The sequence below is a fragment of the Psychrobacter sp. HII-4 genome (assembly GCF_904846595.1).
Lineage (GTDB): Bacteria > Pseudomonadota > Gammaproteobacteria > Pseudomonadales > Moraxellaceae > Psychrobacter > Psychrobacter celer.
This window is the reverse complement of record NZ_CAJHBJ010000002.1, coordinates 26,901-53,402: the sequence shown is the minus strand read 5'-3', so window position 1 is coordinate 53,402 and position 26,502 is coordinate 26,901. Positions and strand designations below refer to the sequence as shown.

The window sequence follows — 26,502 nt, the reverse complement described above, 5'->3', positions numbered from 1 at the left end:
AAGTCAATTCAATCACTCACTTCAATGATTGCGCTAAGGAGCCCATATGGCAGGTGCCAGTTTATTAACCCTACTCGATGATATCAGTGTGATATTGGATGACGTCTCCGTCATGACCAAAGTCGCGGCCAAAAAAACCGCGGGGGTGCTGGGCGATGATTTGGCGCTAAACGCAGAGCAAGTCACGGGGGTCAAGGCCAACCGCGAGCTACCAGTGGTGTGGGCGGTCGCCAAAGGCTCCTTTGTCAATAAGCTAATATTAGTCCCAGCGGCACTTATTATTAGTGCTATTTACCCGCCTTTAGTGACATTTTTATTGATGTGTGGCGGGTTGTTTTTGGTTTATGAAGGTGCAGAAAAAGTCATTCATCGATTTTGGCCGCATGCTTTGCCGCATGATGAAGAGCAAAACGCTCGCCGGCAGGCCAATGCCGATGAAACCGTAGACTTAGTCGCCTTTGAAAAAGACAAAATCAAAGGGGCGATACGGACCGATTTTATTTTATCGGCTGAGATTATCGTCATTGTCCTAGGGTCGACAGCGAGCGCCACGTTATTGGAGCGTAGTCTGGTATTGTCCATTTTGGCAATTGGTATCACCATCGGTATTTATGGTTTGGTGGCAGGTATTGTCAAAATAGATGATGCAGGCCTACATCTGATGGAGCAAGAAAGTACGTTTAAACAAAAACTTGGAAAAGTGATGTTTGCCGCCGCGCCAAAACTGATGAAGTTTCTCTCTATCGCCGGTACTTTAGCGATGTTTTTGGTCGGTGGTGGTATTTTGGTGCACGGCATTGGCTTTTTGCATCACGGTGTCGAGGATATCGCCCATTTGACGGGTATCTTTGAGAGCGTGACCACCGCTATTTTAAATGGAGTCATTGGTTTTATTATCGGTGCTATTATCGTTGGGATTTTTACTATCGTTGGCAAAATGCGTGACGACGATACAAAGTCAGCGACGCACTGAGCTTGCATGAAAAGCGTTAAACAGATAACGCATTACTCAGCAAAGTGAAGAAAAATAAAAGCCCCGATAGTGAACTATCGGGGCTTTTGAGTATCTATGCTTGTACTGTGTCTAATAATACAAGCGGTCTAATAGTACAAGCGACGGTGATTAACTGTCTGCTTGCTTATCGGCATCCTCAGCGTCTGTCTTTTCAGCTTGTGTCGGCTTTTTGTGCTCAGTCTTTGGCTTACGACTGCGCGCCTTAGGAACCTTTGGCGTGGTCAAGTTAAACATGCCAGTCTGTGGCAATAACTGCTCGGCCACATTTTCAATCATGTTTTTATAACTGGCGATCGTGGTTTTGGACTTGGCCGCTTGGCTGTCTTCCTTTTCTGCGCCTTTGTCTGCGTCTTTAGACGGCGCCTCTGACTCAGATGTATCGCTTTGCTGGGCGACTTCGCTGTCAGACTCAGCCGTCTTTGTGCGAGTATCGGCATTGTCAACATGGTCAGCTGATGGACTAGTAGCAGGCACCACGTTTTTATCGGCTTTTAGCAGCTGCTCACTTTCAGTGCTGACATCGTCTGCCTGTGCTTGATTGGCTAGAGCAGTCGCATCGATATCATGAGCGTCCACCTCGTCTGCCTGATAATCAGGATGCTGACCACGGGGGTCATTGCTAGCGCGTTTGCCGATCGCTCGCGGCGCGACTGCTGTTTTGCCTTGGGTGGTAGCAAATTGACTAACGGCCTGAGTCATCGCCTCAAAGCGCGCCAGATAGTCTGCCGCCAATGGCTCGTAGCCATAGTTGCTAAAGTCAAAGTCTCGAGCCTGAGCGTCAGCAACTGGCAGATGTGCTTGCGCGCTGTCAGCAGATTTTGCTTGCTCTGAGTGCGCTTCGATAGCGGCGATAAAGCAGCGGATCACACCGTCATTTTTTAGACGGCTTTCGGCATCGGTGAGTGCTTGACGCACAAAGTCACCAACGCTACCGCGCACCGTTGGTACAGGTGTTGCCGATTCTACCGCTGGCTGCTCAGTGGACTGGGACTGTGCCTGCTGACGACGTACGACACGAGGGTCGTTACTGGCCTGTCCAAACTTCTGAGCGGTGACGTAACGGTTGGCAAATAAGGCATCATGCGTGAGCAAGGGTGCTGCGCTAACGTCCGCATCGGCTTTATCTGCAGTAGGGCTGCTTTCGGCACTCATGCTCTGTGTGCCTTTGGCAGTGGCGTGCGTCTTTTTTGCAGCGCTGCTATTTGCATTGCCGGTATTACGGTCACCTGTGTTTGCCGCGGTGTCTTGCGACTTGGTGGCAGTAGCGCGATCAGCCGGCGCTGGGGCTGATGAAGCTGAGCGCGTAGCAGGGCTATTCGCAGCTGACGGCTCGTCGGCGGTCGGCTGTTTAGCAGTTGCCTGCTCGTTAGCGGTTACCGCTTTGCTATGCGCCGCTTTATCACCGCTGGTATCTGCCTGCGCCGTAGTGCCGTTTTTACCAGATTTCTCGACGCTTTGGCTATTTGCTGACTGCTTATCGGCAGGCGCTTTTTGTGCATTACCTTTGGCCGTAGTTGCTTGACCAGCGTCTTTTTTGCTCGCAGTGTCGTTTGCTGTACTGTCATTTGCTGAATGGCGCTTGTCAGCAGATGAGCGTTTGGCAGAGGCCGGCTTGCTATCATCTAAGGATAGGTGCACCACTTCTGGCGATTTTAGCACCGCTGGGGCTTCGTTAACCTGCAGCATGACTTCGTTTGGGTCTTGGTTACGGCACGTGTTCGCGGCTTGTTTGCTGGTGTGTGCTTCGCCATTTTTGCCAGAGGACTGCTTGACGCTATCAGAGGTAAGCGTCTCACCGCGTTCTAGCTTGCCGCGTGAGCCGCGTTGGCTGTGCGATTTGCGTTTATTGAGCGGCTGCTCGTCTGCTGCCTTATGCTCACTGGTGCTGCTATCCGTATCATGGCGCTCACTGGTATCGCGGCCGTTATCTTGGCGGTTGTTGCGACTGCGCTCACTGCTACGTTTATTGTCTTGCTGACGTTTATTTGGCTGCTCGTTTGCGCTTTCGGCGGCCTTTGAGCTGCTTTGGGTCTCAGCGCTTACGTTTTGATTACTCTCGCTATTTTGCTCTTTGCGTTGACGCGGCTTAGCAGAGCGAGACTTACGTGATTTGCGTCTTCTTCTGTCGTCGTTGCTCTCTTCGTTTTTATTGTCTGAGCTGCGACGCGCTTGCTGGCGATTGGCGCTGTCTGATTTGCCATCGGTGTGCTGCTCAGGGGCTTGCGAGTTTTGCTCGGTGCTCGCGGTACGGCTTTCGACACTAAGCGCGCTGTTATCGATTTGACCAAAAGCGCCTAAGCTTTGTGCGCCAGTGTTGACCAAGGCTTCGATTGCCTCGGCAGCATCACGGCTGCTCACGGCAGGCGTGGTTGATGCTTGCGGTGCCTGAGCAAACAGGTTGGATAGCCAAGCAACGGCTTGCGGCTGGGCGGCGGTCACACTCGCTGATGGCGTGGCTGCTGGTTGAGGCTTATCCGCTTGCGGTGCGCGTGTCGCGGCCGCGGTGTTGGTGCTGTTGTTTTGACGACGATCGTTTTGATGACGGTCTTTTTGATGGCGTTCGGTTTGTTGCGCGCTATTGTTTTGTGTTTGCGCAGGAGCGTTTGACGGTGTCTGGGCGCGGCCGTTGTTTTTCTGTGCTGCGCTTTTGTCGCTGCTTTGGCGCGGCTGACGCGTTGGCTGCTGTTCTGGGCGCTCATTTTCGGCCGTTTGCCAATCGACATCGTAGCCCAAATCGCTATGCTCTTGCTGCTGGGTATCAGTGATACGCTCGTAGCTTGACGGCGCAAAGCCATCGCGATTGAAGTGCAATTTGAAGTTCGGCGATTCTAAATGCGCATGCGGCAAAATAGTAATACGCGTACCGCTGTCTTGCTCAAGATAGACTAAGCTGTCGCGCTTTTCATTTAATAAAAAGGCGGCGATATCAGTTGGCACTTCGGCTTGCACTTCACCTTGACGCTCTTTTAGCGCAATCTGCTCGATTTGACGCATAATCGATAGCGATAATGAGCGCAAATCACGAATCATGCCGTTACCATGACAGCGCGGACAGATGTAACCGGTTGATTCTTCAAGTGAGGGACGCAAGCGCTGACGACTCATCTCCATCAAGCCAAACTTAGAGATATCACCGAATTGCACGCGCGCACGGTCGTATTTGGTAGCATCAATCAGCCGTTTTTCGACTTCTTTTTGATGCTTGTTATCATTCATATCGATAAAATCGATGACAATCAGTCCGCCCATATCGCGCAGACGCAGTTGACGAGCGATTTCATCAGCGGCTTCTAAATTGGTGTGATAGGCGGTTTCGGCGACATCTGAGCCTTTGGTTGACTTGGCGGAGTTGATATCGATAGAGACCAGCGCTTCGGTTTGGTCAATGACGATAGAGCCACCTGAGGGCAAGCGCACTTCGCGCTGATAGGCCGTCTCGATTTGCTTTTCGATATTAAAGCGCGAAAACATCGGCTCATAATCGGTGTATTTGCGCAGTTTTTCAGCTTGTTTTGGCATGACAGCATCGATGAAGCTGGCCGCCTCAACGTACGCGTTTTCGTTATCGATCCAAATCTCAGCGATATCGTCACGCAGATAGTCACGCACGGCACGGGTGACGACGCCAGCTTCTTGATGCACTAAGCGCGGTGAGGGGTATTTTTTATTCTGTTCTTGGATGGCTTGCCAGATGTTGAGCAAGTGATTGAGATCGTGCTGCAAGTCTTCTTGAGTTTTACCGATACCAGCGGTGCGGATGATGACACTCATGCCTTTTGGCAAGTCAAGATTGCCTAGCATGCGCTTCATGTCTTCACGCAGTTTGCCTGATATTTGGCGTGAGATACCGCCGCCACGAGGGTTGTTGGGCATCAATACCAAATAACGGCCAGCGAGTGATACATAAGTCGATAGGGCGGCGCCTTTGTTACCGCGCTCTTCTTTTTCGACCTGAACGATTAGCTCGTCGCCTTCTTTGATGAGCTTTTTGATGTTTTCATCACGTGGGTTGCCGCTTAGATACTCAGCAGAGATTTCACGAATCGGTAAAAAGCCTTGACGCTGTGAGCCGTATTCGACAAACACCGCTTCAAGCGATGGCTCGACACGGGTCACGTGGCCTTTATAAATATTGGATTTTTTTTGTTCGCGGGTGCGGTTTTCTAGATCAAAATCGTATAGATGGTTGCCTTTACAAAGGGCGACGCGAATCTCTTCGTTTTGAGTGGCGTTGATCAAAATGCGTTTCATATTTTATCCTATGAGTACGCATAACGACGACTAAGCTTGGACTTTAGGAGGTGCCGGCAAGTGCTGCAAATGGCGACATCGGCGGCAGATATGGTGACCGGAGAACATAAGCAATCAGCCTCAAGGGCTGCTTTACGGTGATCTAAAGAGGCCAGCAGGGTCAGACAAGCTATATCAAACAAGCTATGTCAAACCATGCAAACGCAGATTGTTCTAAACATCTATGCATCAGCGTCTTAGGTAAGTTTTTGGTCAGTGGTTTTTAGGGTCATTATGACCGCGCACTGTGTCAGAGTGGGCAAGCCTTAGCGACGGCTCTAAAAATACTGCTCCTAAAAAAGGCGCTGTGTTGTTGCTATGCATCCTCAAAGTCTAGCAATAATCGCTATCATCAATACTATTATAAAAAATAGCGCGATGCAGCATCTGTTAGATCAGGTAAAACAATGGGTCTTGCTTTATTTTTCGTTCTTTTGCGATTACGTCAATCATATCTTGGGCGTTTTGTTAACTATGGCCGCATCAGTCATCGGCGGGGCGTACTTGGCAAACAGAGTAAATGACCGGCTTATCGGCACGGTTTATGTCTATGTCTTTATTGTCATCTGTTTGACCACCGATACTAAGGCGGCTATCGATATCTGTCTCGATGCTAAGGTAAAACGTCCCATACTTGCTCGGCTGCCTCACATAAAAGACGTTGATAATGTGTTATCAAAAACAGTCGTGATTATGCGGGTAGTAAATCAGTGTTATGGGGTAAATGGTCAATAAATAGGCGTTTTGCCAGTATTATTCACGCAATGGTATTTTGTGTCACTATCAGTTTTATCATACAAATAGCCATACGGTAAAGAAACTTGCTTTTATCAAAAAAGAAGCATTCATGCCGCGTTTACAATTTATGGGGCGGTCTGAGAAGCGACGTCTATAAAAACAGCTTTACTCAGTTTATGCACCCTAAAATCAGATGAGACGGCCCATCTTGGCAGAGGCATCGCTAACCGCGCTTGGGCAATCACTCATAAAGCCGTGATTGGCAAAATAGCGTTAGGCAATCTTTTGCAATAATGATTATTGCGCAGCTTCTGCTTAATTGGCGCTCAACATGCTAAACTATAGCAAATCTTTGTGTAAATACCTAACGAAAAATGACAAACTCAAAAACGACCGATGACGCGCCGATCCACGAAGCGCCTGCTATTTTCAATAGCAAAACACGCCCGCAAAGCGCTGACGATGAAATCAGCAACTTTGCCAGAGTCAATTATCTAGAGGTAACGCGCCATCAGCATGACCAGCGTTTGGATAATTTTTTGCTCAATCGCCTAAAGGGTCTGCCAAAATCGCACATCTACAAGATGATTCGCTCGGATGAAGTACGTGTCAATAATAAACGCTGTAAAGCGCATGATAGAGTCCAGCGTGAAGACGTCGTGCGTATCGCGCCCATTCAGCTGGCGACGCGCGAAAAGCCCATCATCAGCACCGAGTTTGCCAATAGCTTGCTGGCACGAGTGGTGTATGAAGATGAGGGCATGTTGGTGCTAAACAAGCCTTCGGGCATTGCGGTGCATGGTGGTAGCGGGTTAGATTTTGGTGTCATCGAGGCCATGCGTGAAGTCACTGGCAAAAAATATCTGGAGCTGGTGCACCGTATTGACAAAGATACCTCAGGCTTGCTGATGATCTCTAAAAAACGCTCAACGCTAAAAGCCTTGCAGCAGCATCTGGTGGATAAAACCATCCAAAAGCACTATCTGTGTATCGCCAAAGGCCAGCCTGTGATGGGTGAGCAACGTATCGATGCGCCATTGTTACGCTATACGCTTGCTAATGGTGAGCGCCGTGTCAAGGTAGATAGCCAAGACCCGCAAGCCAAAGACAGCCAGACGGACATTATCATTCATGAGCGTTTTATGCTGGCCGATCAGCCTGTGAGCTTGATTGAAGCCAAGCCGCTCACTGGGCGTACCCATCAGATTCGTGTACACTTAGCGCATATCGGTCACGCCATCTTGGGCGATGATAAATATAACGTGCACGACAAATCAGGCGTCCATCGTCTGTGCTTGCATGCGTGGCGTTTGGATATCCCAGGTTATAAGAGTATCACCGCGCCGTTGCCAGAAGACATGGCCGACTGGCTGCCAGAGCAGAGCACACTGCCTGACTAGTATTGTCTCATTAATGTTGTCCCACTCTCGCGTATGATGACAGTGTGTCTATCTTACTTGTGAATGTTCAACACGCGCTAAGGACGGACGATAAAGTCGAATACGTGCGCTAAACGTCACGCTCGCTTATTTTTGATAAGTCGCCGTGACGTTTTTGTATTGACACTTGCCATTCATTGTCGTTATTCATAGTCTTTATTCATAAAAGCCATCAAGTCACACGTCAGCTTATCAAGTATTAAAGGTCGTCAAGTCTTAACAGTTATCAAGGTTTATTTATGAGTCCACAATCTGCTGCCAGTATTGCTATTGCCGAAGCCAGCTCTCACGTATCCAACCCGCACAATCTGGCCGATAAGACGCTGATTATTTTTGATTGGGACGGCACCTTGATGGATTCGGTGGGTTTAATCGTGGAGGCCATGCATGTGGCAGGGGAGGCGCACGGGTTTCAAACGACAGATAAGGCTGTGCAAGATATCATCGGTCTTAGCCTGATGAATGGCATTGATATTTTATATCCGCAGGCCAGCGATTTACAAAAGCAGGGCATTCAGCAAAGCTATGCTGAGTACTATATCGCCAATAGCCACCGCACGCCGCTGTTTGCTCCGATAGAAAGCATGCTACAAACGCTACAGCGTCAAGGCAAACAGCTGGCCGTGGCCACAGGCAAAAAACGAAAAGGTCTAGATCGGGTGCTTGCAGCCTCGAGCAGTCATCAGTATTTTGTGATGACCCGCTGTGCTGATGAAGCAGGCTCAAAACCTGATCCGCAGATGCTCATTGATATATTACAGGCTACTCAGCAGGGTATCGCCGACGCTGTTTTTGTCGGTGATAGCGTCTATGATATCGAGATGGCGACGCAACTGGGTATGAGTAGTATTGCAGTCAATTATGGTACAGCATCAGTGGCAGAGCTTGCCGCACAGCAGCCTACCTATCAGGTTGAGACGCCGCAAGCATTAATGGCGCTATTATGTGGCGAGGGCGTGTCTTCAAGTCACTCGCTATAGTCAGTTGAAAATAAAACTGGTATATAAATTTAAACGCGCTACTGGTATAAATTTTACTTGCGTGCTGCGTTCCCAGAGGCTGCGCAACCTACGTTTAAAAATAGCATCCCAGTAGCGCTATGCGCTTTTTAGAGTGCATCGACTATAGTTATTTAACATGGGCTAAAAGTGGCCAAATTTTGCCAACCATCGTCAAATAGCTGGTCTATATCCCGATATTAACGGCGCTATTTTCCTTGTTTGACCGCCATTTATCTTATTTTTATCACCATTTTTGAAACAAAGACATGCCCTAGGACGCCAATCTATCCGCGTGGCGCAGCTTATTTAGCACCGTCTTTTGCATCACTCTCTTCTACAGATGTCGTCGTCTCGCCAACTTGAGTGTCGGCAGACTCACTCAGGCTGGTTTCAATGATTTTATCGCCATCGAGCTGATATTCATACCATTTGCCCATCACGCCAGCCAGCTCTTCTAACCCTTCTTTGCGCAAGGCAGAAAACAGCTGAATGCTACAGTTTAACCCCAGTTTTTTTAGTCTTTTTCGGGTATTGAGCAGGGCGTTTTTGGCGGCGCCGTATTTTAGCTTGTCCGCTTTGGTAAGCAAAATGTGTACGGGCAAATCTCCATCTTTGGCCCAATGCAGCATTTGCTCATCAAAAAACTTAAGCGGATGACGGATATCTGTCATCAACACTAGCCCTGCAAGGCTTGAGCGCGATACCAAATATTCTTCTAGCTCAACCTGCCACTCTTTTTTCATCTCTAAAGGCACAGCGGCGTAACCATACCCTGGTAAGTCGACCAGTCGTCTGTCGCTATCACCGACGCTAAAAAAGTTGATCATTTGCGTACGACCAGGGGTTTTGGACGAGCGTGCCAGTTGGCGCTGGTTGGTCAGCGCATTGATGGCAGAGGATTTGCCCGCGTTTGAACGGCCTGCAAAGGCGACCTCTAAGCCCATATCGGCAGGACAAAGGCGAAAAGTCGGCGCTGACATCATAAAGGCGGTTTGTTGAATTTTTTGACGAGACTTGGTGTTAAATAAGGCTTGGTCGGTGGCGACATCGGTAAACGGGGTGCTCATAAATGACTCATTAATCTTAAAAAATTGGATACAGTGGTAAGGCGTTGCGTCGTTTAGACCAGCGAGAGGCGACAGTAGGGCATAAGCGCCACATAACGTTTATAGCAGTCGGCATGGCAGACGACTTGATAATTGCTTATTCTATACTATTCGTCCGCTTACTTATTGAAATAACGGCAATTAATATCATATAAATATCACAGGCACTCATATATCGCAGGCTATCATGGTAGTAACACCAGTCATCATTAGGTTACCAAAGCCAAACTATATTTATCTGTATTTATATGACATACATTGTTACAATATTTGCTAAGAGATAGTTAGCGACACACGTTTACTCAAAAAATAGACTAAACGAATGTCATATCCAAAGGAGGTGTTCAATGTTTTCAATCACCACACTTTTTGACCGTGCTCAGCGTGTGCTTATAAGCGGCGCGGCGGCACTCATCTTAAGCAGCACGATGATAACGGGCGCTGCTGCGGATATCGCAGCGACCTATAATAACTCATGTGCAGCCTGTCACGATAGTGGCGCACTCAATGCCATCAAAAAAGGCGACAGCGCCAAATGGCAGCAGCTCATCAAACAAAAGAGCATGCCGACCTTAATAAACTCAGTAAAAAGTGGCATGACGCAGATGCCAGCGGGTGGACTCTGTGACAGCTGCAGTGATGATGATTACCGTCAGCTGATCGAGTATATGAGCAAATAATCAGTAGAAAATCAATAAGTCATGCCATCTAAAGCGCTGGGTTTTATTGCCCGAAAGCGCTTTTATTTTTTTGCAAGCAGTATGATAAGCTGACTAGAAAAACTGGTGGATGTGACGATTAAGTAGGCAAATGCTACAAAGTCTTGCTATAATAATCGAAAATAAACCCTGATGTTAGTAAGTACTTTCAGATTGCTTGTGGCCAAGACCTTAAATTATATACTTGCCTCGCTGATTATAGGGCGGTCGGTATCAGGTATCTTATCAGTACAATCACTCTAAATAATGCTTACACCGAGTTAGTAGGATTTGTATCAATGAAAAAGTTAATCGCTGCTGCCAGCTTATGCGTTGCAAGTTTCAGCGTACAAGCTGCTATTATTGTTCCTGAGCATGATGTCGATGCAGGCAAGAAAATTGCAGAGACCGTCTGCGCTGCTTGTCACGGTGTTAATGGTGTTAGCGTTGTCCCTGCGCAGCCTAACTTGGGTGGCCAAAACGTAAAATACCTCTATAAGCAGTTGGTCGAGTTTAAAACAGGCTATCGTAAGAATGGTATCATGCAGTCGCAAGTCGCCAACTTATCTCAGCAAGACCTAGCCAACGTGGCAGGTTATTATGCCAGCCAAGCGCCTTGGGGTGTCGGTTTTGGTAATCCTGCGACCAACCAAGAAGCCACCAAACTCTATTTGGGTGGTGATAAGTCGCGCGGCGTGATCGGCTGTGCAGGCTGTCATGGTCCAGATGCCGCTGGTAACGAGTGGGCAGCATTTCCGCGCTTAGGTGGCCAGCATGCCGAGTATATCTCAACTCAGCTAAAACTGTTCCGCGCCGCAGGCCGCGCCGATGATATCGATAGCGATGATCAAAAACGTATCAACGACGCTGCTAAAGAAGGCGAGATGGGTATGATGCAGACGGTAGCATCGAAGCTATCAGATCGTGATATTCGTATCCTATCAGACTATATCAGTGCCGTTCACTAATTTGTAGCAATCACGGCACAGGCCACAGAGCGCGGTTGTCCGTTGATTTGATAATGAGTGCCTGATAGCCAGTTGTTATTATGTGATAATGAGGCATTGTTTATTGATTAAACCCCGATTTCGGGGTTTTTTTATAACTGCTACTCCCTTATATTATCACTATCATGACTTTATAAGATAAAACCCCTCATAGGGGCTTATCTTTATAAGGTCGTGATGTGGTATCGTGATAAATTACTGTTCCTCACTTAAGCGCGTGTCGTCAATGAGCCTGTTGCGATCGATTGTAGGCTTACTATCATGGAAGTTTGCCTGTTAAAAGCTTCGTTGTTTTAAGGTTTGTTGTTGCAAGCTCAGTGTTTTGCACCTTAGCTATATAGTCAATGACATAAACGATGACACGCCCTAGCTCATTTGGATTTAGATTATGATGATCCGTTATGCTTCTTACTTCATTGCTGCCTTGCTGCCGTTACTGTTGTTTCGCTGGTTTGCCCCTGCTTCAGTCGGTGAGATAGATTTTTGGCTATTGTGGCTGCTGGCGATGGTATTGGTATCGCTACCTGTGGTGTATGCAGAGATAGCGCTGGCGTATCGGAGCGTCGATGCGCCACTGGCTGGTATGCAAAAGCTGACCCGCGAGGCGGATGCCAGTCCGATATGGCGCAGTTTTGGTTGGCTTGCGGCGCTGGTGTCGATTGTCATCGCTGCGCTGGTCATCTCGGGCGCTAGTACAGGTATCTTGGCGGCTTTGACGGCGCTTGATAGCGCGCCTGCGCTACCGAGTTTTGCAATGGCGGCAGGTCTGATGGTTATCGCTATATTGCTGAGCCTAGTGGGTGTCGCGCCGTTACCGATTGGTCTGGGGCTGATGGTTGCGGGGCTACTGCTGGGTGCGGTCAATGGACTGCCAAATATTGACTTTGCCATGACAGAGGTGAGCTTAGGCGAGTGGGCGCGTGCGGTTGCCTTGGCGCTGGTCAGTGTGGGGGCGGGTACGGGGCTGTATTGGTTTGGTCAAAGCTTGGTCAGCAAGCAGTCAGTGACAGCTGTCGGTGTGGACAATCACAGCGCCCAAAAACCTGCTCGTAGCCGTCTGGCCGCCGAGCCACGTGCGACCAAGCTGGTGCTACCGATTTGGATACTGCAACTGCTAGTCGGGATGATGGCTTTGTTTGTCAGTGGCATGGCATTGCCGCCTATCGCTCAGCTATTGTATTGGGTAGGGGTGCTATTCGTTGCCAGTTATTTGCTGTACTATAGTACCCAGCAGCTGGCGCATAAGTTTGGGCTGGTGGTGAGCTTGGTGATCACTTTGGTGGTGGCATTGGCGCTGGTCGTTGTGATTCCTGTCACTTGGTTGGTCGGTATCTTGGTCATTATCAGTAGTATCGCGGTGCTGCTCCTATCGATATTTGCTGGCTGGCAAATGAAAATCAGTCATTTGCGCAAGTCGCTTAATTTCGGTAGTGAAGGGTTTTATAACTTGTGGCGCGTGGCGATACGGTTGGTGGTACCACTGGCTCTGATATTGGCATTACTGGGTTGGGTGCTACAGTGGCTGAGCTAAATAACGACGCTATCACCGTATATCTGGCCTATGCCGAGGATGCCACGCGTCAGCACTACAAGTCACTACAGGTGCGCCCTGATACCACGCTGTATGAAGCGCTATCGCAAGCAGGGTGGCTGACGCAGTTTGCCGCTTTGGCCGCGTGGTGCGAGGAGATGGCGGAGGTGGCAACCCCAATGGCAAAGCGCTGGCATGTGGGTGTCTATGCAAAAAAACAGCCGCTTAGCTATCGCTTGCAGCCTTTTGATCGTATCGAAGTCTATCGTAGTTTGAGCGCTGATCCGATGTCTCAGCGCAAAAACAAATCACGAAGCTAGCGGCTTGTCAGCCCTCACGTTACGACGCAGGCAAGCTCTCTATACCCTCGATGCGGCTGACCAAACCATTATCATCAAAGTAGACAATCAGGTGCTGGCTGGCATTTTTGACATCAGCAATGCCTTGGCGTTGGCCTTCAGTGCCCGCTTGATAGTCGTAGATATAGTCCCAGCGCTTTGGCTCTAGGGTATCTTTAATCGCAGGACTGCCGAGGATGTATAGCACTTGGTTTTGGTTCATACCCACTTGCAGCTTTTGTGCTTGGGCTTGGGTGATGGCAGTGCCTTGTGGTAAATCAATCTTATAAACACTCAGTAAAGAGCAGCCGGACATCGCGACGGTAGCGCTGAGCATACTGGTTAGAATAATGTTACGTAATGCGCGTGCAGGGCTGAACGGACGAAAAATTAATGTCTTTATCATGGTAAGATGACTCATAAGAAATGGGTTAGGTGCGGCCACCATCAATGCTAAGGTATCTGGCCGACTATCTTGAACAAATGATACGTCATTTACTTGCAATTGCCTACCACTTACGACATTATTTACCAAACGCTACCAAGGTGATTTGGTTATTTGTTTTTTAAATTCATGGACTTGCATTGATATTTTCGGCGAAATGATAGACCATATAGGCGTTAAAGATAAGCAAGGGTCATACGCGAGATATCAATGAATTGCAAAAGGCATGTTTGGCATGTCTTAGATAAAACACGCTTTATAAAATAATTTATTAGCTTATCTACCTCCTATTTTTTGGTTCTTTATTTGCTAAGACTGTCACAGTCACAAGGGATATTATGGCTTCTTTTACCAATCAAGATTTACGCAAAGCAGGGTTGAAGGTCACCTTACCACGTATTAAAATTTTAGAGCTGCTAGAAAATGCAGAGCTGCATCATATGAGTGCCGAAGAAGTGTACAAGGCGCTGATCGACCAAGGCGAGGATGTGGGGCTGGCCACGGTGTATCGAGTATTGACCCAGTTTGAACAAGCGGGCATCGTCGAGCGTCATAACTTTGAAAACAATCTATCGGTGTTTGAGATCACCCAAGAAGAGCATCATGACCACTTGGTCTGTGACAACTGCGGCAAAATTATCGAGTTTCATAATGAAGCTATCGAAGAGGAGCAGCTCAAAGTTGCAGAGTCGCATGGTTTTAAATTATCGGGTCACTCACTGGTGCTATACGGTATTTGTGATGATCAAGAATGCAAGGACAGTGTCAAATAACAGCGGTTAAGTTATCAAAGTCTGATAAGGTTTTATCACCTTTAACCGTTTTGTTGAGTGTTTAATGTTTAAACACTCAAATACTAGCACGCAGCAAAAAGCCCTCACGATTTTTTTATGAGGGCTTTTTTTATGGCCTTGATTGAAGTGCTAAGCTTATGTGATATCTAGCGACAAACCATCTGCGCCTTCGTCTAAAAGGTGGGCGCTGTTTTTGCTACTGAGCTTGATTTTTAGGCGCAAATCGTTTGGTGAGTCAGCATGCAAGATCGCTTCTTTATAGGTAATCTCGCCGTTCTCATATAAATCAAACAGTGCCTGATCAAAGGTCTGCATGCCGCTCTCTCGTGAGCGCTTCATCACATCTTTAATCTCATGAATCTCGCCTTTACGGATATAGTCGCTGATGAGCTGGGAGTTTAATAAAATCTCAATCGCTGCGCGTCGCCCTTTGCCATCCGGTGTTGGGATGAGCTGCTGGGCGATGATCGCTTGCAGGTTGAGCGACAAATCCATAAACAGCTGGTTGTGACGGCTGGTCTCAAAAAAATGAATGATACGATCAATGGCTTGGTTGGCGTTGTTGGCGTGCAGCGTGGCAAATACCAAATGCCCCGTCTCAGCATACTGAATCGCGTAGCTCATGACCTCGCGGTTACGAATCTCACCAATCAAGATGACATCAGGGGCTTGGCGCAGGGTGTTTTTTAAACCTGCTTCAAAAGATTGGGTGTCGATACCGACCTCGCGCTGGGTGATGATACAGCCGCGATGCTTGTGGACAAACTCGATCGGGTCTTCGATGGTAATGATATGGCCTTGCGAGTTCTGGTTGCGATGGCCGATCATGGCAGCAAGCGTCGTCGATTTACCAGTACCTGTCGCACCGACCAGTAGGATGATGCCGCGCTTTTTCATCGCCAGCTCTTTGAGAACAGGTGGCAGGCGCAGCTCTTCGACGGTTGGGATTTTGTTTTCGATTTTACGCAAAATCATCCCAGCCATGTCGCGCTGTACAAACGCGCTGACCCGAAACCGTGCCTGCTTGGCTTCATCAGTGATGGCAAACTGACACTCGTTGGTCTCTTCAAACTCTTGCTGCTGACTGGCCGTCATGACACTTTGGACCAGTTTTAGGGTTTGGGCAGGGGTCAGCGGGGTCTTACCCACAGGTAATATCTTGCCATTCACCTTCATCGAAGGTGCCACTTCAGCAGTAATAAAAAGGTCAGAGCCGTTTTTATTGATCATTAACTGCAATAGTTTATCAATGTCCATGTTGTACCCGCTTTCGATGTCAATCGCCTAAAAAAATATCTAAAATTATGTGATCCGTGATGCCCGCAGTGATGCTGATACTACAGAGCACTGCGTCAGTGCTGTCTTAATGGCAAGTCACCGCCTATAAAAAAGTCTCAGGCTGCTTGGCATAAGGGCGCGCCACGTCTTTGCTGATGGTGCCTTTGGCCACGAGGTTTTTTAAAGTCTGGTCAAGGGTGATCATACCGTCGCCTGCGCCTGTTTGAATCGCCGAATACATCTGGGCGATTTTGTTTTCGCGAATGAGGTTACGGATGGCCGGAGTACCTAGCATGATCTCGTGGGCGGCGATACGGCCACCTGCTTGACGGCGCAGCAAGGTCTGTGAGATGACTGCCTGTAGCGACTCTGAGAGCATGGCGCGAATCATGTCTTTTTCGGCGGCAGGGAACACATCAATCACACGGTCAATGGTTTTGGCCGCTGAGCTGGTGTGCAGGGTGCCAAAGACTAAGTGGCCGGTCTCAGCTGCCGTTAGTGCCAAGCGAATGGTCTCAAGGTCACGTAGCTCACCCACCAAGATAACGTCGGGATCCTCACGCAGTGCCGAGCGTAGGGCTGGCTCAAACCCCAAGGTATCGCGGTGTACTTCGCGCTGGTTGATGAGGCTTTTTTTCGATTCGTGGACAAATTCGATCGGGTCTTCGATGGTCAAAATATGCTCTTTGCGGCTCTCATTGATATAATCAATCATGGCTGCCAGCGTCGTGGATTTACCGGAGCCGGTCGGGCCAGTCACCAGCACCACGCCGCGTTTGAAGTCTGACACGCGTTTGAACACATCGCCCATGCCCAAATCTTCCATCGTTAGGACCTTGGAGGGAATGGTACGAAACACAGCACCTGCGCCGCGGTTTTGATTAAAGGCGTTTACCCGAAAGCGGGCAAGATTGGGAATCTCAAAAGAAAAGTCCGTCTCAAAAAACTCCTCAAAATCGGCGCGCTGCTTGTCATTCATGATGTCATAAATCAGCTGATGCACCGTTTGATGCGTCATCGCTGGCATATTGATGCGCGTCATCTCGCCATCGACACGAATCATCGCGGGCATACCGGCTGAAATATGTAAATCAGATGCTTTATGTTTAACCGTAAAACGCAACAAGTCTTCGATGCTTAAGGTGTTTTTTTCAGCCATAATCGGATAGTCCTATCAGTCAAAAAAGGTCAAACAAAAGATGGTAAAGGCCAATGATGGTGTGATGCTAATATCTGGCGCAGCAGGACGCAGCCTTGGGTAAAGCGATCTGCCAACCTACCTTGTCTTTACCATGACGCTTATATTCAGTAGCATATGTTAGACCATGTAACAATATCATAACAAGACTGCCGGCATTTAACCATCTACTGCCCAAAGAAAATGTAAAATTTGTCTAGCGTTGTAGGTCGCAGATGGGGAGCGAGACAGTTAATGTTAGACCCAATTGCTAGACCCAACCGCAACGGGCGAAGCTTATAAACAAACCTATATAACAACAGCGAAAATACTATGGATAAGCAATACTTAATCGACAATTGGCAACGTGTTCATGCACAGGTGGTCGCAGCTTGTGAGCAAGCGGACTCTCAAGCCGAGCAGGTAACAATACTGGCCGTCTCCAAAACCAAACCTGCACAGATGATCGCGACTCTGGCGCAGCAAGGTCAGCGCCATTTTGGCGAAAACTACTTACAAGAGGCGCTCGAAAAAATCAATGAGCTACAAAGTCAACCTGACGCTGAGCATATCGTTTGGCATTACATCGGCAGTATCCAGCGCAACAAAACCCGTGACATCGCTGAGCATTTTGATTGGGTGCAAACCGTCGAGCGCAGCATTATCGCCCGGCGCTTAAATGATCAGCGGCCAGAGGATTTACCGCCATTGAACGTATTGGTGCAGGTCAATATTGATGATGAAGACAGTAAGTCAGGCTGTCTGCCAGCCGAGTTGCCTGAGCTGATAAGTGCCATGAAGCGCTATGAGCGTCTGATACTGCGCGGACTGATGATTATCCCTGCCAAGACAGATACCAATGCCTTTGCCCGTACCCAGCAGTTATTTGAAGACATTAAAGATAAGCATCCAGACTTGGCGCATTGGGATACGCTGAGCATGGGCATGAGTGGGGACATGGCGGACGCCATCGCTCATGGCTCGACGATGGTGCGCGTGGGTACCGCCATATTTGGGTCGCGAGAGTAGATGCCGTCCTATCTTTTTTCTAACTATTCTCCAGTTACCCTGTCTCATCAAGTCTGGTAACCAGCATTTGGGTGATTTTGAGGTTGTCGGTGGCGATGATCTCAAAACGATAGTTGGCATATTCGATAGAGTCGGTCTTTTTGGGGATTTTGCGCAGCATATACATCATAAAGCCGCTGATGGTTTCATAATTTTGATTGCGTGGCAGATTGACGATATCGAGCGCGCGCACCACATCTTCGATAGGCGTCATACCATCGATCAGCCATGAGTTGTCAGTGCGCTGAACGATAGGCTGCTCCTCTAATGTCACAAGCTCGCCCATGACGATGCTCATGACATCCCTTAAGGTAATGACGCCCACCACCAAGCCATATTCATTGACGATGACAGCAAAGTCAGCACCTGTGGATTTAAACATCTCCAGCACTTCAAACAATGACAAGGTATCTGGCACAAACAGTGCTGGTTTTATCAGGGACTTGTCCGTGAGACTGACTTCTTGCTTATTGAGTACCAACGCCAAAAAACTACGAGATTCGACATAGCCGATGATATGCTCTAAATCATCGTCATGACAGACCAAAAACTTATTGTGCGGCTGTTCAATCATCGTCTCGACGATTTGTTCGGTACTCATTTTTGTATCGAAGTACACGATATGCTCGCGAGGGTTCATCACTGAGGTGACGGTACGCTCCTGCATCTCAAAGATGTTTTCTATCAAATGATGCTCTTGTTTTTTGAGCACGCCTGCCTCGGCACCAGCATCCATCACCGCATAGATGTCTTCTGGCGTGATGTCATCTTGACGACTGGTGGAGATACCGAAAAACTTAAACAACATATTGGCCGCGCCGTCAAACACCCAAATAACAGGCTTAAAGATAAACGTCAGCGCCATCATTGGCCGCACCAAACGCACGGCAAAAGCCTCGGCATTGGACATCGCCAAGCGTCTGGGCATCAAGTCCGCGAGCAAAGAAAACAGGCTGGTGATGAGGACAAAGGAGATGACTGACGAGACGGCTTCGTTTTTGACCACCAATTGAAAATAAGGGCTGATAGCAGACTCACCGATAGCACCTGCGGAGATGGCAACGGCGTTCAACACCACCTGCACCACAGTGATAAAGCCACCAGGATTGTCTTGCATATGTAGCACATCAAGGGCGCGTACCTCTCCTTCTTTTGCTATGATTTGTAGCTTGATCTTGCGAGCAGCAGCAATGGCAATCTCAGCGCCAGAGACAAAGGCACTCAAGGCAAGTAATAAAAGCAAAAACACACTAGCGGTTAGCAAACTCATGACATACTCGGTAAAAGATAAGATTCATTAAAAATAATGCAGGATTAGCATAAAAAGAAAAACAGCATGGGTATAGAATCCTCATGTATAAAAACCAAAAAAGCTGGGCAAGCACCCAGCTAATCATAAGGCAGTAAAATAGTATGAAGCGCTGCTCTTGCATCTAAGTTGGTATAAGTTGGTAAAGACTTAGATGCTAAAGGCGCAAGCGCTGAGCGTTTAGCCTTTGATTGACCACTTATTGACCAGTGGATAGCGGCGTTCACGGCCAAAGGCTTTGTGGCTGATTTTGGTGCCGATTGGCGCTTGTAGACGCTTGTACTCGCTGTTATCCACCATCTTGATGACCTTGGCCACCATAGCTGCCTCAAACCCTTTATCGACGATTTCTTGATAGCCCATGTCTTCATCGATATACGACATCAAGATGCTGTCCAATACATCATAATCAGGCAGGCTGTCTTGGTCTTTTTGGTCAGGACGCAGCTCAGCGGACGGCGGCCGTGTGATGACGCGCTCTGGAATCACAGGTGTGTCCTCTAGGCGGTTACGGTAGCTTGCCAGCTTATATACTTGTGATTTATAGACGTCTTTTAGTACATCAAAACCGCCTGCCATGTCGCCATATAATGTTGAGTAACCAACTGCCAGCTCTGACTTGTTGCCAGTGGTGATGACCAGATGACCAAACTTGTTGGACAGTGCCATCAGCACCACACCGCGCGCGCGCGCTTGGATGTTTTCTTCGGTGGTATCAGCAGGCGATTTATTAAACAGTGGCGCTAGCGTATGACGGATACCTTCCACCGCATCAAAGATTGGACAGACAGTATAAGAAACGTTTAAGCGGCGCGCTTGTGCTTGCGCGTCCTCTAAGCTGATCTGTGAGGTATATTCGTACGGCATCATCACTGCATAGACTTTATCTGCGCCCAGCGCGTCGACCGCGATACAAAGCGTCAAGGCAGAATCGATACCGCCTGACAGGCCGACGATGACACCTGAAAATCCAGAAAGATTGACATAATCACGTAGCCCCACTACCAATGCTTGATACATCTCCGACTCGCGGCTCAAGCTCAGTGGCGCTTTGGTTTGGCTGTCGAACTTGGCTGTTTTGACATCTAAAGTGGCCAGCAGTAATTGGCTCATAAAACGCGGCGCTTCGTGGGCGACGCTGCCATCTGCTTGTATCGCCATCGAGCCGCCATCAAACACCAAGTCATCTTGTCCGCCCACGGCATTGATATAGATAATAGGTAAGTCGTTTTCGCGGCTGCGTTTGGCCAGCATGGTCTTGCGGTTTTCTTGTTTTTCAATCTCAAACGGTGAGGCGTTTAGGCTGACGATCATATCAGCGCCTTGTTTTTTTAGCTCAGCGACTGGGCCTTTTTCCCACAAATCTTCGCAGATGAGCAGACCGATGGTGATACCTTTATAGTCAAACAGTACTTGATTGCGGCCTTTATCAAAGTAGCGGCGTTCATCAAACACGCCATAGTTTGGCAAAATTTGCTTATGATAAAAGCCTTTTTGATGACCATTATGTAAGATGGCCGCTGAGTTGAAGGTACCGTGGTGATCGACGTGCGGATAGCCGACAATCATAACGATGTCGTCGATATCGCTTAGGGTAGATAGCGCGCTTTTGACGCGGCCTGACAAGCTTGGACGCAGTAATAGGTCTTGTGGTGGGTAGCCCAATAAGGCCAGCTCTGGAAAGACGATAACGTCAGCGCCTTGCTCACGTGCTTGCAGCGCTAAGGTACGCATTTTTTCGGCGTTGGCGGTGATATCACCGACCAAAAAGTGTGACTGCGCCAGTGCAAAAGTAACGGTCTCTGGCGGCTTGCTGGTATGACTGTCCTCGCTCGAGGGGTTTAGATTGGGATTATCAGTGTCTTTTGACATTGTTATTTTTCCTATCGATATAGTATTTAAAATGTGGTCAGGCAGTGTGGGTCTAAAAATCAAACATTCATTCAAACAACATTTATGCAAAATAATGCGGTTATACAGCACTGGTATAGACCGCTTGATTATTAAATCATACAGCGCCTAGATAAAACTTTCGCTTTGAGAGAAGGCGTAAAGCGGCACCTGATACGTGCGCCAATATCCTGCTAATCTCTCAAATTAGCGTCATCGATAACACGACGCTAACCTCTTGATTTGATATCAAAATGGCGATGTCCATGTGATAGCGGCTTTGTAACGGTCTTTATTTTATGGTGGATTGCCATTGATGCGCCCAAAAAGCGTAAAATAATCGCTTTAGTATAACATCAATTACCGTGACAAATAGAACGCGCCGGTGAATTACCTGATGAGATATCTGCTGCAAATGGGCAGAAGCGCGCTGCTGTCGGTGATGGTTTTTATCGACCAAAACCCTATGATGCAGTGTGGTTATTGTGCTCATAGCTCGGTAAGATTGTATAGAGAAAGTTGTAAGTAAAGATTACAACATAGCGTTATTTATTTGGGATATTTTATTGCATAATGAGGGGTGATAATCGCTTTGATTTTGGTGTGTTTTTATAAAAAGAATGGCCGCTAAATGTGTTACGGTATCATAGGACTTGCTACTGCTATCGTGATGGTGTTATCGCTATGAATGTTGGACAAACCCTCGCTTGTGAATACGACTTATGGACATGATCTATAGACGGATATTCATCACCCATTTATAAACTTGTCAGCACAGCCGTGATGGTCTTTGCTGTCAGCCCTTGGTTTATACGCTATGATTGAAAACTGGACAAAAGAATTTATTATTCAGCGCCTGCTGGCCATTACCTTATTGGTTGCGTTATTTGTACTGTGCTTTCAGGTGGTACAGTTTTTTATTGTGCCGGCTTTGTGGGCGGCGATTTTGGCGTATGTGACGTTTCCTATTTATAGTTTTTTTCATGAAAAAGTAAAGCTCAGTCCAGACTTTAGCGCGGCGATTATGACCGTGAGTATCTCACTTATCATCGGTATACCGCTGGTCATTGGGGTTTTTATTTTACAACAAGAGGCGTTGAGCCTTATCAGCAACTTGATCTATCGTATCAAGGTGGGCTATCTGGATGTGCCAGAGTCCATCAAGGACCTGCCAGTTATCGGTCAGCAGGTCAAAGATATCTTGTGGCGCATCAATAAAAACCCAGAGGGCACGCTAGAAGCGTTTCGGATGTGGGTGCAGTCACATTTATATTATGGCAAAGTCGCCTTTGATGTGGTGTTTAGTGGGCTTGCCAAGCTGGGTATGGCATTGATGACGCTGTTCTTTTTTTACCGAGATGGCACCAGTTTGGTACGGCAAATACGCCAAGCCCTACGCAATATCATTGGCAATCGCATTGACGGCTATATTGATTCGGTCGGCACGACGACGCGAGCGGTAGTCTATGGCATCGGGCTGACCGCGCTGGCGCAGGCTTTGCTTGCTGGTATTGGCTATTATTTCTCAGGCGCGCCCAGTCCTATTTTGTTGACCATTGTTACCTTTATTATTGCCTTGATTCCGTTTGGGACGCCGTTTGTGTGGGGCGGAGTGTCGGTCTGGCTGCTAAGCCAAGGCCATACAGTTGAGGGCATCGGTCTGGCACTGTGGGGGATATTTGTCATTAGCTGGGTGGACAATTTGATCCGGCCTATCGTCATCAGCGGTGCCACCAAGATTCCTTTTATCATTATATTTATCGGGGTGTTGGGCGGGCTGACAGCGTTTGGCTTTGTCGGTTTGTTTATCGGGCCTGTGGTGCTAGCCATCGGGCTGGCCGTGTGGCGTGAATGGATATCTCAGCATAAAAATGAGATATTTGCTCAGCAAGACGTGGTACTGTCTGAGACTCAGACGTTGCCAACTGTGACTAAATCAGAATAGAGGTACACGACCATGTTAAATAAGAGCGCGGATGTGGCAATGGAAAATAAACCAAATGCAGCAACAGACCTCACCATCGTGGCCGATAGCAATATTGCTAGCTTGTCTGAGTTTTTTAATAATGACACGCTCAGTGGGACGACAGGACGGCGCGTGCGTATGATCAAAGTGGCAGGGCGCGATATCGATGCGCAGCTATTGGCGGATACGCAGCCCAATGTCTTACTGATACGTTCAGTGACCCACGTCAACGCAGATTTATTGAAAGACAATGACAGTGTGAGGTTTGTCGGTTCGGCGACGATTGGTACCGATCATGTCGATCAAGATTACTTAGCGGCGCGTCGTATTCACTTTGCCAATGCGGCAGGCTGTAGCAAGCACTCTGTGGCGCAGTATGTGCTGAGCGCTATTTTGACCTTGCGGCCTGAGTACTGGCAGCGGTCATCGACGCCGCCCACAGTGGGCATTATTGGACTGGGCAATATCGGTAGTACATTGGCGCAATATGCTAGTAGTTTGGGCTGGCAAGTGCTCGGCTATGATCCGCTGCTACCAGACTCAAGCCTCAATAATGCCAGCTTTGCGCAAGTCATCGAAAAAAGCGATGTGGTCAGCCTGCATGTGCCTTTGACTGACAAATCGAGTGCGACCGGTGTGGCGGACAGTGCCCATCATAGTAGTCATGCCCATGAGTATCCAACGCGGCATTTAATCGACAAAAACGCTCTGGATGCGATGCCAGCCAGTACCTTATTGATCAACAGTGCTCGCGGGCCCGTCATCGATGCTGCTGCCTTGCAGGCGGATATTGAGCGTACCGGTCGGCAAGTGGTGCTCGATGTCTTTGAGCATGAGCCGCAAATTGAGGAGGCACTGCTAAGCAAACTGGCGATTGCCACCCCGCATATCGCTGGCTACACCTTGGAAGGTAAGCTGCGCGGCACTCAAATGATCTATGATGCGCTCTGTGAAAAACTCTCAATCAGCCCTGCGCAGTCGATGCATCAGCTGCTACCGCTCAATATGTTTTTGTGGTCTGAGCTACAGGCACACCCTGATAGGCTGGTTAAGTTTTATGACATCATGCAAGATGATAAAGCGCTGCGAGCCACGCTCGCTGAGGGTCAGGTAAAGGCCGCGGCTTTTGATCAGCTTCGCCGTGACTATCATTTGCGCCGCGAGTGGCAGTTTTAGGCGTATTTTCCATAGGTTTTTATAAAAGTTGTAGTACATCATCATGAGTTCCAAAGCATCAGTCACATCAAACCCAAACGCTTGCTCCCAGCCCAGTTATGCGCCGACCATGACGCTTGCCATGGCACAGCAGCGCGCGCATTTTATGCGTAAGGTGCGGCAGTTTTTTGCAGCGCGGCACGTATTAGAGGTACAGACGCCGCTACTGTCGCAAGCGGGCAATACCGATACTTTTTTGCAGTCGGTCGCCGCGGCGGTCACCTATCAAGACAAACCGCGCACCTACTATCTACATACCTCGCCTGAGTTTGCTATGAAGCGTTTACTCGCCAGCTGGCAAGTGCCGATTTATCAGATCTGTCCTGTGTTTCGAGACAATGAGATAGGAGCGCGGCATAATATCGAATTCACCATGCTGGAGTGGTATCAGCCCCATTATAGTCTTGAGGATATGGCTGCCGAGCTGGGAGCGCTATTAGAAGCGCTATATGGTCATGCAGTGGTGCTAAGTCATTATCGCTATGTCGATGCTTTTATGGATTTTGTCGGGATTCATCCGCTGACCGCTAGCCTTGCGACGCTACAAGCAGTTGCAGAGGATAAAGGGCTGATGGGGTTTGATTTTAATGCGGGCATCAATAAGGCCGAAAAAGACGACGCCGGTCAGAGCGAGGAGAGCATCCGCCAAAGCTGGCTTGACTTGCTGTTTAGCCACGTCGTCGAGCCAAACTTAGGTCATGATCTGCCGACGCTGATTATTGAATATCCACCAGCGACGGCAGCATTGGCAAAGACCGCGGTGGATAAAGAGGGTAATACCGTTGCCAAGCGTTTTGAGCTGTATATCAATGGCATTGAGATTGCCAATGCGTATGATGAGCTGGCAGATGGGCCAGCGTTACGCCAGCGTTTTGAGCAGGACAATGAGCGGCGTCAGCAGCATGACCTGCCAGCCATGCCAATCGATGAGCATCTATTGGCAGCCTCTGATGCATTGATGCCTTGTAGTGGCATCGCGGTTGGTATCGATCGGTTATTGATGGTGACAACAGGGGCGCGCAGCTTGGAGGAAGTGATTGCCTTTCCTAGTGGTTTGGCGTAACTGGGCTGTAAATGCATTGTAAGTGCAAGCGTTCTGATATTATGTCTTCTAATAGACCATCATAAAAAGCGAGTCAAGCAAAAAGGCTGACTCGCTTTTGTCTTTTTTAACTATAACGGTCGTTAATCTGATTCAGCACCGTATTTATAAGTTGTAGATTGTATATTTTACCTATTAACTACTACAACGTAGCGATGGCTTCGTTGATGGCGGTCTCACCATTGTGCAGACTAAAGACTTTTTTGATGGTATTGTTTGCGCCCAATACCGCAGTCAAGGTCGCCGCCACATCTGCAATCGCATTTTCGCCTGCATTGTCATCGTTGATGGTGATTTTGCCAGTCCCTGCACGCTCCTTTAAGGCCCCTGCTTGTACGATGGTATAGTCAAGCGTGCTGTCGTTGACCAGCCACTGATCGGCGTAATGCTTACAGATATAATATTCTTTTAGATCAGCAATGCCAGGAGTGTCCCACTTGTTGGTGTCTAACGAAAACACCGTGCTTAGCATGATATAGCGTTTGATGCCTTTGTCTTCTACCGCTTGCATGGTCTTTACAGCGCCATGTAAGTCCACTTCTAAAACGTCTTTGCCGCCTGAGCCTGCAACAAAATAGACCGCATCGATATCTTGCTCTATTTGCTTGGCGATGGCGTCTTTTTCGGCGGTGATATCTAAGTCTAGCTGACGGTAATTGTCGTTATCAAACAGTTTTTTATCCTGACGCGTGGTACCGATGACCTGATGGTCGTCTGCCAATAGTTGTTCGACCAAATCTGTACCCACACGGCCACTTGCTCCAATCACTAAAATTTTCATATGCATTCCTATTGTTATATATTAACTACGATGACGTCTGCGCTTTTATCATAGCGCTTTGACAACACAGTATTTTGACTGATTTAAATGATACAGGGCTTTAAACAATATAGTAAATTCACTCTAAAAATGACATAGCGCTGCTGGGATGAATTTTGCGCAGCCTCTGTGATAACAGCACGCAAGTAAAATTTATACCAGTAGCGCGTTTAGATTTATAACAATTCTAATTTGAACTGACTATATTGCGTTTTGCCGTTTTGCCAATGTCATCGCCCTATCAAAGCGTGTCTGAAAAAGCACATCTTAAAGAC

At 48.1% G+C, this 26,502-nt stretch carries 21 protein-coding genes; 13 read left to right on the top strand and 8 right to left on the bottom strand.

Going from position 1 to position 26,502, the window contains the following annotated elements; all coding sequences use genetic code 11:
* Positions 1-46: 46 nt before the first annotated feature.
* Complete coding sequence (locus JMX98_RS01925; RefSeq protein WP_201584182.1) at positions 47-973, top strand: DUF808 domain-containing protein; 927 nt, start codon at positions 47-49, stop codon at positions 971-973.
* Between the two features lie 150 nt (positions 974-1,123).
* On the opposite strand, the gene JMX98_RS01920 is transcribed toward JMX98_RS01925, so the two are convergent.
* Positions 1,124-5,266 (bottom strand): Rne/Rng family ribonuclease, encoded by a 4,143-nt coding sequence (locus JMX98_RS01920; protein ID WP_201584179.1) that lies wholly within the window; start codon positions 5,264-5,266, stop codon positions 1,124-1,126.
* Between the two features lie 513 nt (positions 5,267-5,779).
* On the opposite strand from JMX98_RS01920, the gene JMX98_RS01915 reads away from it, so the two are divergent.
* From JMX98_RS01915 to JMX98_RS01905, 3 genes are all read left to right on the top strand, one after another.
* Positions 5,780-6,040, top strand: coding sequence for a hypothetical protein (locus JMX98_RS01915; protein ID WP_201584176.1), 261 nt, complete (start codon positions 5,780-5,782; stop codon positions 6,038-6,040).
* A 377-nt stretch (positions 6,041-6,417) separates the two neighbouring features.
* Positions 6,418-7,443, top strand: coding sequence for an RluA family pseudouridine synthase (locus tag JMX98_RS01910; protein WP_075101779.1), 1,026 nt, complete (start codon positions 6,418-6,420; stop codon positions 7,441-7,443).
* Between the two features lie 278 nt (positions 7,444-7,721).
* Positions 7,722-8,462 carry an HAD family hydrolase gene (locus tag JMX98_RS01905; RefSeq protein WP_201584173.1) on the top strand — a complete coding sequence of 247 codons (741 nt, stop codon included), beginning with the start codon at positions 7,722-7,724 and terminating at the stop codon, positions 8,460-8,462.
* A gap of 323 nt (positions 8,463-8,785) precedes the next feature.
* On the opposite strand, the gene yihA is transcribed toward JMX98_RS01905, so the two are convergent.
* Positions 8,786-9,550, bottom strand: coding sequence for a ribosome biogenesis GTP-binding protein YihA/YsxC (gene yihA / locus JMX98_RS01900; protein ID WP_227679963.1), 765 nt, complete (start codon positions 9,548-9,550; stop codon positions 8,786-8,788).
* A gap of 386 nt (positions 9,551-9,936) precedes the next feature.
* Here yihA and JMX98_RS01895 point away from each other — a divergent pair, with 386 nt between their 5' ends.
* The 4 genes from JMX98_RS01895 to JMX98_RS01880 all read left to right on the top strand — a co-directional run bounded on the left by JMX98_RS01895 (position 9,937) and on the right by JMX98_RS01880 (position 13,145).
* Complete coding sequence (locus tag JMX98_RS01895; RefSeq protein WP_105244740.1) at positions 9,937-10,269, top strand: c-type cytochrome; 333 nt, start codon at positions 9,937-9,939, stop codon at positions 10,267-10,269.
* A 317-nt stretch (positions 10,270-10,586) separates the two neighbouring features.
* Positions 10,587-11,255 (top strand): c-type cytochrome, encoded by a 669-nt coding sequence (locus JMX98_RS01890; protein WP_201584170.1) that lies wholly within the window; start codon positions 10,587-10,589, stop codon positions 11,253-11,255.
* A 427-nt stretch (positions 11,256-11,682) separates the two neighbouring features.
* Positions 11,683-12,825, top strand: a complete 1,143-nt coding sequence (locus JMX98_RS01885; RefSeq protein WP_201584167.1) for a hypothetical protein — start codon at positions 11,683-11,685, stop codon at positions 12,823-12,825.
* Positions 12,813-13,145, top strand: coding sequence for an RnfH family protein (locus JMX98_RS01880; protein ID WP_227679961.1), 333 nt, complete (start codon positions 12,813-12,815; stop codon positions 13,143-13,145). The genes JMX98_RS01885 and JMX98_RS01880 overlap by 13 nt, the downstream gene beginning before the upstream one ends.
* A 19-nt stretch (positions 13,146-13,164) precedes the next feature.
* Here JMX98_RS01880 and JMX98_RS01875 read toward each other — a convergent pair whose 3' ends face one another.
* Positions 13,165-13,584, bottom strand: a complete 420-nt coding sequence (locus JMX98_RS01875) for an outer membrane protein assembly factor BamE (protein WP_201584164.1) — start codon at positions 13,582-13,584, stop codon at positions 13,165-13,167.
* Positions 13,585-13,946: 362 nt separating this feature from the next.
* Here JMX98_RS01875 and fur point away from each other — a divergent pair, with 362 nt between their 5' ends.
* The gene (gene fur / locus JMX98_RS01870; protein ID WP_105244744.1) at positions 13,947-14,381 is read left to right on the top strand and encodes a ferric iron uptake transcriptional regulator; all 435 of its coding nucleotides are present in this window, start codon (positions 13,947-13,949) and stop codon (positions 14,379-14,381) included.
* A 156-nt stretch (positions 14,382-14,537) separates the two neighbouring features.
* On the opposite strand, the gene JMX98_RS01865 is transcribed toward fur, so the two are convergent.
* Positions 14,538-15,659 (bottom strand): PilT/PilU family type 4a pilus ATPase, encoded by a 1,122-nt coding sequence (locus JMX98_RS01865; RefSeq protein WP_201584162.1) that lies wholly within the window; start codon positions 15,657-15,659, stop codon positions 14,538-14,540.
* Positions 15,660-15,783: 124 nt separating this feature from the next.
* Positions 15,784-16,839, bottom strand: coding sequence for a type IV pilus twitching motility protein PilT (locus tag JMX98_RS01860; protein ID WP_192995874.1), 1,056 nt, complete (start codon positions 16,837-16,839; stop codon positions 15,784-15,786).
* Between the two features lie 351 nt (positions 16,840-17,190).
* Here JMX98_RS01860 and JMX98_RS01855 point away from each other — a divergent pair, with 351 nt between their 5' ends.
* Positions 17,191-17,886 (top strand): YggS family pyridoxal phosphate-dependent enzyme, encoded by a 696-nt coding sequence (locus JMX98_RS01855; RefSeq protein ID WP_201584159.1) that lies wholly within the window; start codon positions 17,191-17,193, stop codon positions 17,884-17,886.
* Between the two features lie 34 nt (positions 17,887-17,920).
* On the opposite strand, the gene JMX98_RS01850 is transcribed toward JMX98_RS01855, so the two are convergent.
* Positions 17,921-19,195, bottom strand: coding sequence for a hemolysin family protein (locus JMX98_RS01850; protein ID WP_192995872.1), 1,275 nt, complete (start codon positions 19,193-19,195; stop codon positions 17,921-17,923).
* Between the two features lie 219 nt (positions 19,196-19,414).
* Positions 19,415-21,106 (bottom strand): NAD+ synthase, encoded by a 1,692-nt coding sequence (locus JMX98_RS01845; protein ID WP_227679958.1) that lies wholly within the window; start codon positions 21,104-21,106, stop codon positions 19,415-19,417.
* Between the two features lie 835 nt (positions 21,107-21,941).
* Here JMX98_RS01845 and JMX98_RS01840 point away from each other — a divergent pair.
* The 3 genes from JMX98_RS01840 to epmA are packed head-to-tail and all read left to right on the top strand — an operon-like array spanning position 21,942 to position 25,368.
* A complete protein-coding gene (locus JMX98_RS01840; protein WP_105244748.1) occupies positions 21,942-23,069 on the top strand; it encodes an AI-2E family transporter in 1,128 nt (375 codons plus the stop codon).
* Between the two features lie 39 nt (positions 23,070-23,108).
* Positions 23,109-24,266: a 4-phosphoerythronate dehydrogenase gene (locus JMX98_RS01835; RefSeq protein ID WP_201584156.1), complete on the top strand. Its 1,158-nt coding sequence runs from the start codon at positions 23,109-23,111 to the stop codon at positions 24,264-24,266.
* Positions 24,267-24,309: 43 nt separating this feature from the next.
* Complete coding sequence (gene epmA / locus JMX98_RS01830; protein WP_201584153.1) at positions 24,310-25,368, top strand: EF-P lysine aminoacylase EpmA; 1,059 nt, start codon at positions 24,310-24,312, stop codon at positions 25,366-25,368.
* Between the two features lie 181 nt (positions 25,369-25,549).
* Here epmA and JMX98_RS01825 read toward each other — a convergent pair whose 3' ends face one another.
* Positions 25,550-26,188, bottom strand: coding sequence for an NAD(P)H-binding protein (locus JMX98_RS01825; RefSeq protein ID WP_201584150.1), 639 nt, complete (start codon positions 26,186-26,188; stop codon positions 25,550-25,552).
* Between the last annotated feature and the right edge of the window lie 314 nt (positions 26,189-26,502).